This is a genomic window from Sorangium sp. So ce693 (genome assembly GCF_051521375.1).
Lineage (GTDB): Bacteria > Myxococcota_A > Polyangia > Polyangiales > Polyangiaceae > Sorangium > Sorangium atrum.
The window spans coordinates 3,692,817-3,706,033 of record NZ_CP150347.1 but is presented as its reverse complement, the minus strand read 5'-3'; the positions used below and the strand labels follow the sequence as shown (position 1 = coordinate 3,706,033).

Genomic DNA, 13,217 nt, shown 5'->3' with positions numbered 1-13,217 from the left:
GCCGTTCGCGAGCGCGCCACGCGCCGGCAGCGGCGACCGACGCTCCTGCTTCGCGTCAGATCTTCTTCAGCTCGTCGACGAACTCCCAGTCGGCGATGAGGTGCTTCTTGAGCATCAGCGACAGGAGCGCGGCGAACATCGCCTCCCAGCGCACGTTGTTGCCGAGGATCTCGCTCGCGTCGGCCCCGTGCGACACCGCGCGCAGCGCGGAGACGAGATCGCGCGCGGTGAGGCCCGAGTCGTCCGCCGTGGGAGGAGGAGGCGGCTCGGAGGCCGCGGTGGCTCGGGGGGACGGAGCCTCTTTCCGCGGCTGCTGCTGCTGCTGCTGGGACTTGCTCCCGCGCGCGGGGAGCGTGATCGTCGTCCCGTCGAGGAGGGTGAGCGAGACCATCCGCCGGCGACCGCGGCCTTGCGGCGCGGGGATGTTGCGCACCTCGCGCTCGCTCGGGGGCTCGTCGCCGTAGTCGGGCACGCTCTCCGGGACGGCGCGCGCCGCAGCGCTGGCGCGTCCGAGCACGGCGCCGAGGAGGGCAGCGGCCGGCGTGCTCGACGTCGGGGCCCCGTCCACGCTCGGCGCCGCGTCGCCGGCGGGCCCCGGCGCGGCGCTCGGGCGCAGCGTCTTCCGGCGCTCCGGCTGCGCTGCCTGCGTGGACGGCGCCTGCGCCGCCTGCGTGGACGGCGCCTGCGCTGCCTGCGTTGTCTGCGCAGCTTGTGCTGGCTGCGCGGCTCGCGCTGCCTGCGCCGCCGCGAGCAGCTCGGGCGTCGGCGCGACCTTCAACGTCGGCCGCGAGCGCTCGTCCGGGCGGCCGCGGATCTGCCGCTCCTCCGGGGAGCTGCGGACCTCCCTGGCCGCGGGGCGAGGCGGTTCCCACGCCAGCTCGTCATCCATGACCCCCACGTCGGAGGGGTCGACGTCGGAGGTCTCGATCGCCGGCCCCGCATCCTCGACCAGCCGCGACCCGGATCGCATGACGGGCCTGGTGAGCAGCAAGGGCTCCGGCGTCGACGTCGGCATCGGCGTCGACGTCGAGGATGGCTCATCGGCGTGGCGCGCGGTCTCGGGCGCTCCGGAGAGCTCGGACGAAGGCGGCGGGTCGGCGGGGCGCGCCCGCGACTGCGGCTCGCTCACCTGGGCTTGCTTCGCGGGCGCGGGCGGCGGCACCGAGCGGGCGCGCGCACCGTAATAGACCCGGATCGCGTTCCGGATGTCGCTCGGCGGAGCGATCATCGCGCGCACGGGAAGGCCGGAGAACGCCATGCACTCCTTCATGCCGTCCTCGTTCGTCGGATCGTCCATCGCGACGTAGAGCGTCTCGCCCTGGTTGCGGACGTGGCGAACGTAGATCGGGACGAGGCAGTAACGCTCGGCCACGTCGTGCGGCACGAGGTTGAGCAGTTGCCGCGAGAACTCGATGTGCAGGAGCGACACCCAGGGGACAGCGAGCTGGTGCGACAGGATCTGCGTCAGCTGGGTTTCGTTGATGAGACCTTGCTCGACAAGGAGCGTCCCCAGCCGCCGGCCATCCGTGCGCTGCTGCTCCAGGGTCCTCTCGAGGGCGTCCTGGGTGATCATCCGCGCGTCGACCAGGAGCTGACCGAGACGTAGGCGAGGCGTAACCATCGCGCCCGAGGTTACCCCAAGAAGGATCCAGGACCTAACAGACGGCTGGACGAGCCTCCCCGCCCCCTCCAGACGGCGCCCCCGCGGGCCGAGGGAGACCTCGACTCCAATCGCTATCCCGAACGTGGTAAGGTCCCGCGCGTGTCCACAGTGGTCTGCCCGCAATGCGCGAATCCGTGCGAGCAGGCGCACAAATTCTGCCCGGTGTGCGGCTTCCCGATCTCGGAGTTCAACCGGACGTCCGACGATCCGCTGATCGGGACGACGCTCCCGGGCAACTACGTGATCCTGGAGCTCGTCGGGGTGGGCGGCATGGGCCGCGTGTACAGGGCCGAGCAGAAGGCCCTGGGGCGCACCGTGGCCGTCAAGATCATCCATCCCCACCTGCTCGGCGACGAGAGCGCGTCGGTCCGGTTCATCACCGAGGCGCGCGCCGCGAGCCGCCTCAACCACCCGAACTCGGTCGGGGTCATCGACTTCGGTAAGAACGGCGGGCAGCTCTACCTCGTCATGGAGTTCCTGCGCGGGCGCGACCTCGCCCGCGTCGTCTACGAGGACGGTCCGCTCCCGTTCCGCCGCATCGTCGACATCCTCTGCCAGGTGCTCGCGGCGCTCGCCGAGGCGCACCACCTCGGCATCATCCACCGCGATCTCAAGCCCGAGAACATCGTGCTCGAGCCGATGCGCTCGGGCGGCGACTTCGTGAAGGTCGTCGACTTCGGCCTCGCGAAGCTGAAGGGGGAGGTCGCGACGTCGAACATCACGAGCCCCGGCATCGTCTGCGGGACCCCGGACTACATGGCCCCGGAGCAGGGGCGGGGCGATCCGATCGACGCGCGGAGCGACCTCTACGCGTGCGGCGTCATCCTGTTCCAGCTGCTCACGGGCCGGCTCCCGTTCGAGGCGGAATCGCCGACGCAGGTGGTGCTGATGCACCTCTCCTTGCCGCCGCCCGATCCCGCCCTGCTCGCGCCGGAGCGTGAGATCCCCGAGCCGCTCGTCGAGGTCACGCTGCGGGCGCTCGAGAAGGACGCGGCGCGGCGCTACCAGTCCGCGGACGAGTTCGCGGCGGCGCTGCGCGCGGCGCTCGGGACGTTCGACACGCCCTCGGGGCGCTTCTCGTTCGCCGACGCGACGGTCATCTGCGGCTCGTGCCGGGCCATCGTGCCGCGCGGCCAGAAGTTCTGCGGCGAGTGCGGCGCCAGGATCGCGCAGGCCCACTCGCCCGCCCCTGCGCCGCGCGCAGCGCCCCAGGCCGCCCGGCGCGATCGCGCCCCCTCGGCCCCCACGCTCCCGCTTCCGTTCGCGGCGCGCGAGGACGACCTCGCGTGGCTCGACACCTGCCTCGCCGACGTCGAGGGCTCGGTCGTCGCCGCGCGCATCGTCGGCGAGCACGGCGTCGGCAAGACCCGGCTCCTCCGCGAGTTCCTCGACGTCGCCGCGAGCCGGGGCGACATCGTCATCCAGACCGGCCCGGACCCGTGGGGCGCGGAGGTCGGCTACTACGCGCTCCGCTGGGCGATCGCCGGGCTCGCCGAGCTCCCGCCCGACGGCGGTAACGCGTCGAACTGGAACGGCGCGACGCCGGAGGCGCGGCGCGGGCTGCTCGAGATCTTCGGCAAGGGCGATCGCGGGGGCGACGTGCGCAGGCACGCGTGGAACAAGCCGACGGCGGGGGGCCTGTCGCCCGACGATCGCCGCTTCATCGCCGCGGAGGCCCTGCGCTGGGCGCTCTCTCGCGCGCAGCAGACAGCGTTCCCGCACCGGGTCCTGCTCGCGATCGACGATCTTCACGCCGTCGACGGCGCGAGCCGGAACGCGTTCGCCGACGTGATCGCGGAGCCGCCGCTCGCGGCGCTGCTCATCGTCGCCAGCCACACCCCGGGCTTCGAGCCCGAGTGGGGCGGCGCCGTGCGGGCGCTCGGCGGCCTCCCGAAGGACACCGCGCTCTCGCTCCTCCGCGGCAGCGTGGGCCTCGACCACCGCGCCGCCCGCAAGACGCCGCCGAGCGTGGGCGGCCTGCGGCTGTCGCCGCGGCGCGCTCCGTCGGACGGCGCCGCCGATCAAACCCCGCTGGCTCTGCCGCCGAGCGCGGCGACGCCGGCCGTCCTCGGCGGCGAGGCCGCGACGGTGCCGCCGCTCTACATCGACCAGCTGGTCCGCTACACGCTCGAGGGGGGCAGCGATCCGCCCGCGCGGATGGCCGACCTCGTCGCCGCGCGGATCGAGCGGATGCCGCAGGACGCGCGCCGCACGCTGCAGGCGCTCGCCGTCATCGGCGACGCGGCGGACCGGGCCACCCTGCAGCGCCTGCTCCCGGACATCCGCGCCTTCGACGACCTGCTCGGCAAGCTCGCGGCGGCGGGCATGATCGAGGAGCACTCGAGCGGCATCCGCACGGCGCACCCGCTGCTCCGCGACGTGACGCTCGCGACGATCCCGGCCGGCGTCCGGCGCGATCTCCACGCCAAGGCGACGTTCGACAGCGCGGGCGACCCGCTCGCGCTGCCGCTCGAGGTGCAGGCGATCCACGCCTACCACGCGCAGAACGCGTTCGTCGCGCTGATGCTCCTCGAGCAGGCGGCGGACCGCTCCGCCGCGCGCGGGGACAGCGCCGGCAGCGTGCTCGCGCTGCGCCGCGGCCTCGATCTGGCGCGGCGGGAGATCTTCCGGGGCGAGCTCGACGATCCGGTGCGCGCCGTCCTGATCTTCAGCCGGAAGCTCGGCGAGGCGCTCGCGCGCGCCGGCGACCTGACCGACGCCGACGGCGTGCTGCGCGAGGCGCTCGACCTCGCCGGCCCAGGCGGGCCGGATCGCGCGCTCGTCCTGGGCGCGCTCGCGCACGTGGCGCACCAGCGCGAGCGCACGGGCGAGGCGTCGATGTACCTCCGCGAGGCGATGGACCTCGCCCGGCAGGGCGCCGACAGCGACGTGGTGCAGTCGCTCGACAAGATGCGGCGCGAGTGGATGGCGCGCTGAGCGAGAGACGGTGAACGACGAGGAACGACCGCGAGGGCCCCGAGCGCCGGCGAACGCAGCGGCGTCACCGCCGCGCGCGCCGTTCATCGCGCGGTGGGACCTCGACAAGACCTACCTGCGGACCGACTTCGACACGCTGCGCGACCTCGTGCGGACCGCGATCGAGCGGCCGGATCAGAAGCGCACCGTGCCGGGCGCGGGGTCGCTCTTGCGCGAGCTCGGCCGCGCGGGCGTCGAGACCCACATCCTGTCGGGCAGCCCGGAGCAGCTCCGCTCCCGCATCGAGCAGAAGCTGCGGCTCGACGGCGCGCGCTGGGCGTCGCTCACGCTGAAGCCCAACCTGCAGAACATCCTCCGGCTGCGCTTCCGCGCGCTGCGCGGGCAGCTCGGCTACAAGCTGCCCGCGCTGCTCCAGCGGCGCTGCGAGCTCTCGGATCAGCGCGATCCGAGCGGCGCGCTGATCCGCGAGGTGCTGCTCGGGGACGACGCGGAGGCCGACGCGTTCGTCTACTCGCTGTACGCGGACGTCTGCGAGGGCCGGGTCACCCCGCTGGAGCTGGGCGAGGTGATGCGGCTCGGGCACGCCTACGACGACACCATCCTCGATGCGATCCGGTTCGCGAGCTACGTCGAGAAGGGCCCCGTCGTCGAGCGCATCCTGATCCACCTCGACCGCCAGTCTTCGCCCTCGGATTTCAGGATCTTCGGCGACCGGGTCGTCCCCTTCTACAACTACCTGCAGGCGGCGTTCGTGCTCCACGAGGACGGCCGGATCGCGGCGCACGCCGTGCTCCGCGTCGCGCAGTCGCTGGTCGTCGCCCACAATTTCGACAGCGTCGCGCTCGCGCGGAGCTACGTCGATCTGTCGCGCCGCGGGCACGTCTCCGGCAGGGGCATCGCGTCCCTCGCGGCCGCCTACGGCGAGCTCGCGCAGCGCAGGGCCGCGGGCGCGAGCGATCTCGGCGCGATGGTCGCGGAGCTCACGCGGCTCTGCAGCGATCTGCGCCCCGCCGTGAGCCGGCCGCACGCGGAGATCGACTACCGCGCGCTCGCCGCCGGCCACAACCGCCGCTCGAAGCGCGGCCGCTGACGGCGGGCGTGCGAGGTGGCCGCGCCTGCCGCGGCGTCGCGCCGCCGCGGCGACGCCCGCGCGCTCACAGCCAGGCGTTGTTGAGGATCTCGCCGACGCCGCCGGCGCCCGGGACGATGTACTGGATGCCGTTCAGTCCGCGCTCCTCGTCCCAGTGCGTGCCTGGCTCGGTCTTGAGGACGCGCGCCGGCGAGAGGCCGCGATCGAGCCGGAGCGCGTAGATGATGGCGTCCGGGTGAGCCTCGGTGACGCGGCGGATGTACTCGGGCGTGACGATGAGGTGCATGGCGATGCACTTGGCCGGCCGCCCCTCGAGCGCGGTCTTGTAGTACGTCATGGCGCTGACCATGGACGAACCGGTGGCGCCCATCGGGTCGGGGAAGAGCACGTGGCGCCCGTCGACGTCGCGGCCGATCTTGGCGTCGTGCCAGGTCGCGCCGACGACCTCGCCCTGCTCGTTCGTCTGCCGGCTCATGAACAGGTGATCCTGCCGCACCAGCGCCGGGTCGAGGACCTCGTTCAAGAGCTCGTAGACGACCTGGGATGGCATCGTCCCGGCGCGCGCGATGCCCACGGTGACGGCCTTGGTCGCGCGCGAAAGCGCGGTGCCGCGATAGACCGCCTCCGGGTGGGACGAGATCATCCGGGTCGGGACATCGACACGCGCGCGCCCCAGCTCGGCGGCGAGGACGGCGCGCGCCAGGTTCTGGTAGAGAACCCCGACGAGACGCCCGACGTCGGGCTGGACCGTCTCCGGGGAGCAGGCTCGAGCCAGCAGAGTCCATGCGAGCGGGTCATCGAGCAGGTGCACACCCGGACCGTACCGATGGGCGATTTCGGGGGGCCGGAATCGACTCTCAGCGTACGCAACGTCGACCATCGTTTTTCTGTTACACTACCTGGCCCGGCGCGGGGTATTCCTCCGGGTGCGCGCCGGTGCTCTCCCCGGGAGCGGAGTGGTTTCGAAGCGATGAGGGCGCCCGCCCAGCGGGCTGTCCCGGTGGACTTGCAAAGGAAGGGATGTTCGGTGGATAGCGACCTTGCCGAGTCGGTTACGGCGCTCAAGGATGCCTTTGTCCGAAGAGGCATCCCTGCGAGGTTCGGAAAGGCGGCTCCAGCGGCGGTGGAAGAGCTGCGCAAGACGCTGCGGGTGCCCGCGAGGTACCGCGCTTTCCTGCAGGAGGCCGACCCGCTCGACGTCGAGACGGTGACTCCGGTCGAGCGTGTACGCCTCATTCCCTCCGAGAAGCTCGCGGCCGAGCAGCAAGCGAACGGCGGCGACAGCTCCCTCCCGGGCTGGCGCAAGAGCTGGATCCTCATCGCCCGCAGCGCCCTGCTGGGAGATCCCTATTTCCTCGACATCTCGAAGCTCGACGCCGAGGGGGACTGCCCCGTGTTCACCTGTATGACGGGGACCGAGTCGCTCAAGCCGGAGCTCTGTGCGTCGAGCTTCCAGCAGTTCCTGCGCATCCTCGCTACCTCGATGGAGGTCGCGTCCGGCTTCGGAGAGAGCGGCCTCGACGACGACGACGAGGCCATCTTCCGCGAGGCGCTCGCGCCCAAGATCAAGACCATCGACTCCGCGGCCCTCCGCGCGGGCCACTGGACCTGACGTAGCGTCCACGGCGCGCTGCTCGCCGGGCGCGCCGCGGATCGAGCTGATCGCGCCATGGCCAGGTGCCTCGTATGCAACGCGGAGAACCCGGGCTCCGCCCGGTTCTGTGTCGCGTGTGGCGCGTCGCTGGCCGCGAAGGAGGCGGGCGGCGGCGCGGCGATCTCTGCGCCTCCTGCGCCCGGCGCGCGGACGACCGTCCCTGGGCAGCCGCTGCTGGGCGCGCTGCTGCCCGAGGATCCGGCGCACAGGGCCAACCTCGCGGCCGGCAGCGCAAACGGGCCGGCGGCGGACGTCCGCGCGCCGCATGTCGTCCCGGCGCCGATGGCGGGATCGCTGCCGCGGCGCGCGCCGGGCGGCCACCTGCCGGCGGGGACGCTCGTCGATCAGAAGTACGTCGTCGAGCGGGTGCTCGGCGAGGGGGGCATGGGCGTCGTCTACCTCGCTCGGGACGTCCACACCGGCCTGCACGTGGTGCTGAAGGCGGTGCGCCAGGAGCTCGGGCACCGGCCGGACGTGCGCGCGCGGACGCTCGCCGAGGGCCGCGCGCTTGCGCAGATCGATCACCCGAACGTCGTCCACCTGAAGGCGGTTGTGGCGGAGCGAGACGACCTCTGGCTCGTCATGCAGTACATCGACGGCGAGAGCCTCGAGCAGACGCTCGCCAGGTACGCCGAGGAGCACCGGCGGATGCCCCTGCCCGAGGCGCTCTCGATCTTCCGGCAGATCGCCTCCGGCATCGCGGCCGCGCACCGCGAGGGGGTGATCCACCGCGACCTCAAGCCGGCGAACGTGCTCATCCGCGGCAAGGACGGCGTCGCGAAGGTCACCGACTTCGGCATCGCCAAGGCCGAGGCGGACGCGCTCGCGGGGCGCGGGCTGACCAAGGGGATCATCGGCTCGCTCTATTACATGTCGCCGGAGCAGGTCCTCGGGCGCCGCGAGCTCGACAAGCGGGTGGACATCTACGCGCTGGGCGTCGTGCTCTACGAGATGCTGGTGGGGCAGGTGCCGTTCGACGCCGAGAGCGACATCGAGATCATGCGGCAGCACGCGGAGGTGCCGCTCCCCCTGGTCAGCGCCGTGCGTCACGATGTTCCTCCGGCGCTCGACGCCTTCCTCCAGAAGGCGTGCGCCAAGGAGCGGGCGGATCGCTTTGCCAGCTGCGAGGAGCTGCTCGCCGCGCTCGACGCGATCGCCCACCCTGCGCCGGCCACGACCGCTGCGCCGCTCGGCGCGTCGAGCCGCCCGCCGCCGCCCGCGGCCACGACGGTCGACGAGGTCCGCGACGGGCTGCGGTCGCCGTCGGGCGCCGCGCTGGCCAGCGGGCCCGCGGGGTCGCCGCGCGCGCGCGGCTCGTGGCTCGCGATCGGCGCCGGGGCGCTCGTGATGTTCGGCGGGGCCGCCGCGCTGCTCGGGCTGGGCGTGCTCGACAGGCCGCGGGACGGTCGCCGGCGGGCCGTCTCGTCGAGGGAGCAGCGCCCGGCGGCCAGCGCGAGCAGCACCACCCCGGCGGCGAGCGCGGAGCAGCCGCAGCCGTCGCCGCTCGCGACCCTGACCGGGCTGTGGGTCGGCAACGGGCGCGAGCTCGAGGCCGTCCTTGCCGGCGAGTCGCTCGAGTTCCGGGTCCGCCGCCCGGAGCAGTTCGCGCCGCAGGACTATGCCGAGGGCGAGGCCCGCTTCTCGCTGCGCGAGATCCCCGGAGAGACCGCGGTGTTCGCCGTCGAGGACCGGCTCCGCTTCATCGCCCCCGAGTCGCGCAATTTCGATCCGGCCCGCTCCCGGGGCACCTGCCAGGACGTCCGCAGCGCGGTGGAGGGCCGCCCCCTGCGCGCGAGCTTCGACGGGGCCCGGCTGAGCGTCGAGTTCGCGAAGATCGAGCCCTCCACGAGCAACTTCGTGGTGGAGCGCGGCAAGGTCGTCAGCTGCGTCGGCCTCAGCGCCCTCCCCGCCACGCGCGTCGTGAGCACGCTGTCGCGGCCGTAGCGCGGCACGCCTCGCTAGAGTCCACCGACGGCGGGGACCGGCTGCGGCTTTCCGGCGTGGATGACCGCGCACCGGACGGTGGTCGACGACGTCGGCGCGCTCGCGCGCCCGCCACCCAGGACGAGCGTGCCGAAGATGTTGCGCGCCGCCGCATCGACCTCCGCGGCGCCGCGCGGCGGCACCGGGTTCCCGCTCGCATCGAACACCGTCACCGCCTGCACGACGCCGCGGGCGATCTCGCCCTCCGGGAAGGACATCATCACCGTGGCGCGGACGTAGGCCGAGGCCCCCTCGACGATCCCGAAGCTGTACGGCTTCTTCGCGAAAGCGCCGCAGAAGCCGCTCGTACCCATGCCCCCGTCGGGCCCGTAGTTCGCCGACGCCCACTGCCCGACGTTCACCGTGAGCCCGCTCTCACCCGAGCCCTGCGCGTACTGGACGCACTGGGCGAGCGCGGGATCCCACATCGAGCCCGTTGGGCAGCGCCCTACCTTCGCGCAAGCCTGGCCGGTCCAGACCTCGTCGCGCGCGCAGGTCTGCGAGAGCGGGACGCACGCGGCGGTCGGACCGTCGACGATGAGCTCCTGGCCGGGCGGGCACCCGAGCTTCTGCCCGGCGCCGACCGCGACGCCGATGTTGGTCGCCACCTGCTCGCGCGACACGCAGTAACCCGTGCTCTGGTCGATCTCGTCCCCGGGCCGGCAGCGATCGGGAGCGCAGCCGCCTGCCTCGTAGTGGCGGCCCACGCCGCAGTAGGCGTTCGCCGCCTGGGGCGTGAGGCACTGGCCCGCGATCGAGAGGTAGCCCTTCAGGCATCGGCAGCGGTTCTGCTTCGTGTCGAAGCCGGCGCCGTCGCTGCACGACGAGATCGAGCAGCGGCAGCTGCTGCCCTGGCAGATCTTGAGGAAGCAGGAGTTCTCCGGGCAACCGACGAGCACGGCAGGCGCCAGCGCGAGGAGCACGACCGAGAGCGCGGCGGAGGCGAGACCAAACGAGCCGGACCGCATCGGGCGACCCTACTCGATCCGCTCAGGCCGGGGAACTCGGGGAGCGACTCGCTGCAGCCGCCGCGATGCGCTGCTTCGGCTGCAGCGCGCGTGGCGCTGTCGACCGCGCGGCCGACGTACCGGCGGCCGGGGTGGTGTGGTACGGGGTGTCGCCGTCCACGCGGAGATTCCACCGCGCCGGTCCATATCAAGCCATGCTGCCCATCTACATCGAAGGTTCGCCTCAGTTCGAGTCCACCCTGTCAGCCCTGCGCACCCGCGGCACGGGCGACCTCGCGAACGTCACGCCGGCCGTGACCGAGATCATCGACAACGTGCGGCGCGGGGGCACGTCCGCCGTGCTCGGCTACATCGAGAAGTTCGAGCGGAGGACGTCGAAGGCGCTCGTCCGCCACGCAGGCCCGGAGGCGGAGGGCGGCTTCGGCGGGGCCGAGGCGCTCGCGAGGCTCCCGCCGGAGGTCCGCGCCGCGCTCGAGACCGCGGCGGCCAGGATCGCGCGTTACCATGAGCGGCAGCGCGACGCGGGCGATCTCGGCCCTGCGAGCGTGACGGCGAACGGGCCCGCCCTGCAGGCCGGCTTCAGCTACGAGGAGGAGGGCGTGCTGCTGGGCATGCGCGTGCGCCCCCTGCGCCGCGTCGGCGTCTATGCGCCGGGCGGCAAGGCCCGCTACCCCTCCAGCGTGCTCATGTCGGCCCTCCCCGCGCGCATCGCCGGCGTGCGGGAGATCGTCCTCGCGAGCCCGTCGGCCGACGACGCCACGCTCGCCGCGGCGCACCTCTCCGGCGTGACGACCCTGCTCGACTCGGGCGGCGCGCAGGCGATCGCGGCCTTGGCCTACGGGCTCCCGGAGCTCGCGCCGGTCGACAAGATCGTGGGGCCCGGCAACGCGTACGTCGCCTGCGCGAAGAAGCTGGTCTTCGGGGACGTGTCGATCGACGGCATCACCGGGCCGAGCGAGATCCTCGCGCTCGCCGACGAATCCGCGGATCCCCGGCTCGTCGCCGCCGATCTCCTCTCGCAGGCCGAGCACGACGAGGCGTCCTACGCCCTCCTCGCGACGACCTCGGCGAAGCTGGCGGAGGCGGTCGCGCGCGAGCTCGACGCGGCGCTCCCCGAGCTCACGCGGCGCGCGATCGTGGAGGCGTCGCTCTCGACGCACGCGGCGGCGCTGGTCGTCGGCTCGCGCGCTCGCCTCGCCGAGATCGCCGATCAGCTCGCGGTCGAGCACGTGGCCTTCCACGTCGCCGACGCCGAGGGGTTGTTCTCGGAGATCGGCACGCTCGGCGCCGCGCTGCTCGGCGACCTCACCCCGGTCGCCGCGGGCGACTACCTCGCGGGGCCGTCCCACGTCCTCCCGACCGGCGGCTCGGCCCGCTTCGGCGCGCCGCTCGGGGTCTACGACTTCGTGACGCGCGCGAGCCTCATCCGGTACTCGGGCGCGGCGCTCCGGACGCAAGGCCCGATCATCGAGAAGCTGGCCCTGGCCGAGGGCCTGCAGGCGCACGCCCGCGCCGTGTCGCTCCGCCTCGCGAGCAAGGCGATCGACCCCGCGAAGCGCGGCACGTCGCAGTCCTGACACCACGCTGCCGCCCTGCGCGCCGCGCCTTCGGGAGCGCGGCGCGCGAGGACGCGCTCCTCACCGCTCTCCCCTGACCTATCGATCTCGGTTCAGCCGAGAGCCGCGCGCACCGGCGCGCTAGGCCGCATCGCGCGGCCTCGCGACACCGTGCGCTCCCGCCCGGCTCACTCGGCGCGGAGGTAGCCCGCGTTGATCATCTTCAACACGGACTGCGCGGTCTCCAGATCCGTCGCGGGGCTCTTGTTGAGGACCATCGCGAGGTGCCCGTGGTTGTAGACGACCTGGAGGACGTCGAGATCGACGGGCGAGAGATCGCGGAGCTGCGGCTTGAGCGGCTGGGGGATGACCAGGCGCGCCGACAGGTCCGGCAGCTGGTGGCGGATGTTGTTCAGCTCGTCGATCTGCCGGAGCCCCTCCATGAGGAGCTCCTGCACCGTCGCGCTGATCTCGCCGGTCATGACCCGCTCCTCGGCCGCCTCGAGGTCGAACGTCCCGCCGGCCCAGGTGAGGATCCGGTAGACGCTCTTCAGCGGCGGGACGTCGGTCAGATCGTTGATGGTCGCAAAGGTCACGATGCCCTTGCGCAGGTAGATCTTGCCGACGTCGTCGTCGGAGCGGACCACGAGGACGCCGCTCTTCTTCGACGTGCCGAAGAGCTGCAGCAGATCCGGGAGCGGGATCTCGTCGATCGACCCGGACATCGACCGGGTCTGACCGCTCCTCAACGATGGCTCGTCCATCCGTTTCCGCGCCGGTGGCGCGCCTGGGTCGGTGGAGACGACCTTGAGGATGCTGGTGCCGATGAGCACACGATCGCCCTCCTTCAGGGTCGTCTTCTTGATCTTCTCGCCGTTGACGAACGTTCCGTTCGTCGAGCCGAGATCCTCGATCACAATCGACTGTTCGGTGCAGGCAATCCGGGCATGGCGCCGGGAGACCATGTCCTCGACGAGGACCATGTCGAGGTCGCTGGAGCGACCCACGACGATCTCCTGCTGCTCCCCGAGGGGGAATTCGCCGCCTTGGTACTTCCCGGAGATGAAGCGCAACGCTAGTTGCCGCGTTGCCGACACCTTGGGAGCGTGGTTATCCATCGCAGGGAGTAAAAACCTTCGTGCGCTTACGAGAGCGCCAGCAGGGGGCAAAGCTTAGTTTCACCGAGCAAAGGTGGTCAAGAGATCCGGTCCGTTCTTTCAAATGAGTCGGCTCGTCCGATCCTGACGCAACGCGCCGGCCCCCCTCCCTCGGCCGCCACAGAGGCGCGCCGCGGGGGTAAGGGCCAACGTACTCGGCGCACGCGAGTGTATCCAATTTGAGGGAAAGAGGGCGATTGGCTCCGTCG

At 72.4% G+C, this 13,217-nt stretch carries 9 protein-coding genes; 5 read left to right on the top strand and 4 right to left on the bottom strand.

Features of this window, described 5'->3' with window-relative positions; translation table 11 throughout:
* Window positions 1–55: 55 nt before the first annotated feature.
* Window positions 56–1,573 (bottom strand): hypothetical protein, encoded by a 1,518-nt coding sequence (locus tag WMF14_RS14170; RefSeq protein ID WP_437801474.1) that lies wholly within the window; start codon window positions 1,571–1,573, stop codon window positions 56–58.
* A gap of 189 nt (window positions 1,574–1,762) precedes the next feature.
* On the opposite strand from WMF14_RS14170, the gene WMF14_RS14165 reads away from it, so the two are divergent.
* A complete protein-coding gene (locus tag WMF14_RS14165; protein ID WP_437801473.1) occupies window positions 1,763–4,600 on the top strand; it encodes a protein kinase domain-containing protein in 2,838 nt (945 codons plus the stop codon).
* A gap of 10 nt (window positions 4,601–4,610) precedes the next feature.
* On the top strand, window positions 4,611–5,690 hold the full coding sequence (locus WMF14_RS14160) for a hypothetical protein (RefSeq protein ID WP_437801472.1): 1,080 nt from the start codon (window positions 4,611–4,613) through the stop codon (window positions 5,688–5,690).
* A 64-nt stretch (window positions 5,691–5,754) separates the two neighbouring features.
* Here WMF14_RS14160 and WMF14_RS14155 read toward each other — a convergent pair whose 3' ends face one another.
* Window positions 5,755–6,570 (bottom strand): uracil phosphoribosyltransferase, encoded by an 816-nt coding sequence (locus WMF14_RS14155; RefSeq protein ID WP_272103314.1) that lies wholly within the window; start codon window positions 6,568–6,570, stop codon window positions 5,755–5,757.
* 147 nt (window positions 6,571–6,717) lie between these two features.
* Between WMF14_RS14155 and WMF14_RS14150 the strand changes: the two genes are divergently transcribed.
* Window positions 6,718–7,302 carry an SMI1/KNR4 family protein gene (locus tag WMF14_RS14150; protein ID WP_437592624.1) on the top strand — a complete coding sequence of 195 codons (585 nt, stop codon included), beginning with the start codon at window positions 6,718–6,720 and terminating at the stop codon, window positions 7,300–7,302.
* A 57-nt stretch (window positions 7,303–7,359) separates the two neighbouring features.
* The gene (locus WMF14_RS14145) at window positions 7,360–9,288 is read left to right on the top strand and encodes a protein kinase domain-containing protein (protein WP_437801471.1); all 1,929 of its coding nucleotides are present in this window, start codon (window positions 7,360–7,362) and stop codon (window positions 9,286–9,288) included.
* Between the two features lie 14 nt (window positions 9,289–9,302).
* On the opposite strand, the gene WMF14_RS14140 is transcribed toward WMF14_RS14145, so the two are convergent.
* Complete coding sequence (locus tag WMF14_RS14140) at window positions 9,303–10,295, bottom strand: hypothetical protein (protein ID WP_437801470.1); 993 nt, start codon at window positions 10,293–10,295, stop codon at window positions 9,303–9,305.
* Between the two features lie 194 nt (window positions 10,296–10,489).
* On the opposite strand from WMF14_RS14140, the gene hisD reads away from it, so the two are divergent.
* The gene (gene hisD, locus WMF14_RS14135; protein WP_437801469.1) at window positions 10,490–11,872 is read left to right on the top strand and encodes a histidinol dehydrogenase; all 1,383 of its coding nucleotides are present in this window, start codon (window positions 10,490–10,492) and stop codon (window positions 11,870–11,872) included.
* Between the two features lie 167 nt (window positions 11,873–12,039).
* Here hisD and WMF14_RS14130 read toward each other — a convergent pair whose 3' ends face one another.
* Window positions 12,040–12,969, bottom strand: a complete 930-nt coding sequence (locus tag WMF14_RS14130) for a DUF4388 domain-containing protein (protein WP_272103306.1) — start codon at window positions 12,967–12,969, stop codon at window positions 12,040–12,042.
* Window positions 12,970–13,217 lie beyond the last annotated feature (248 nt).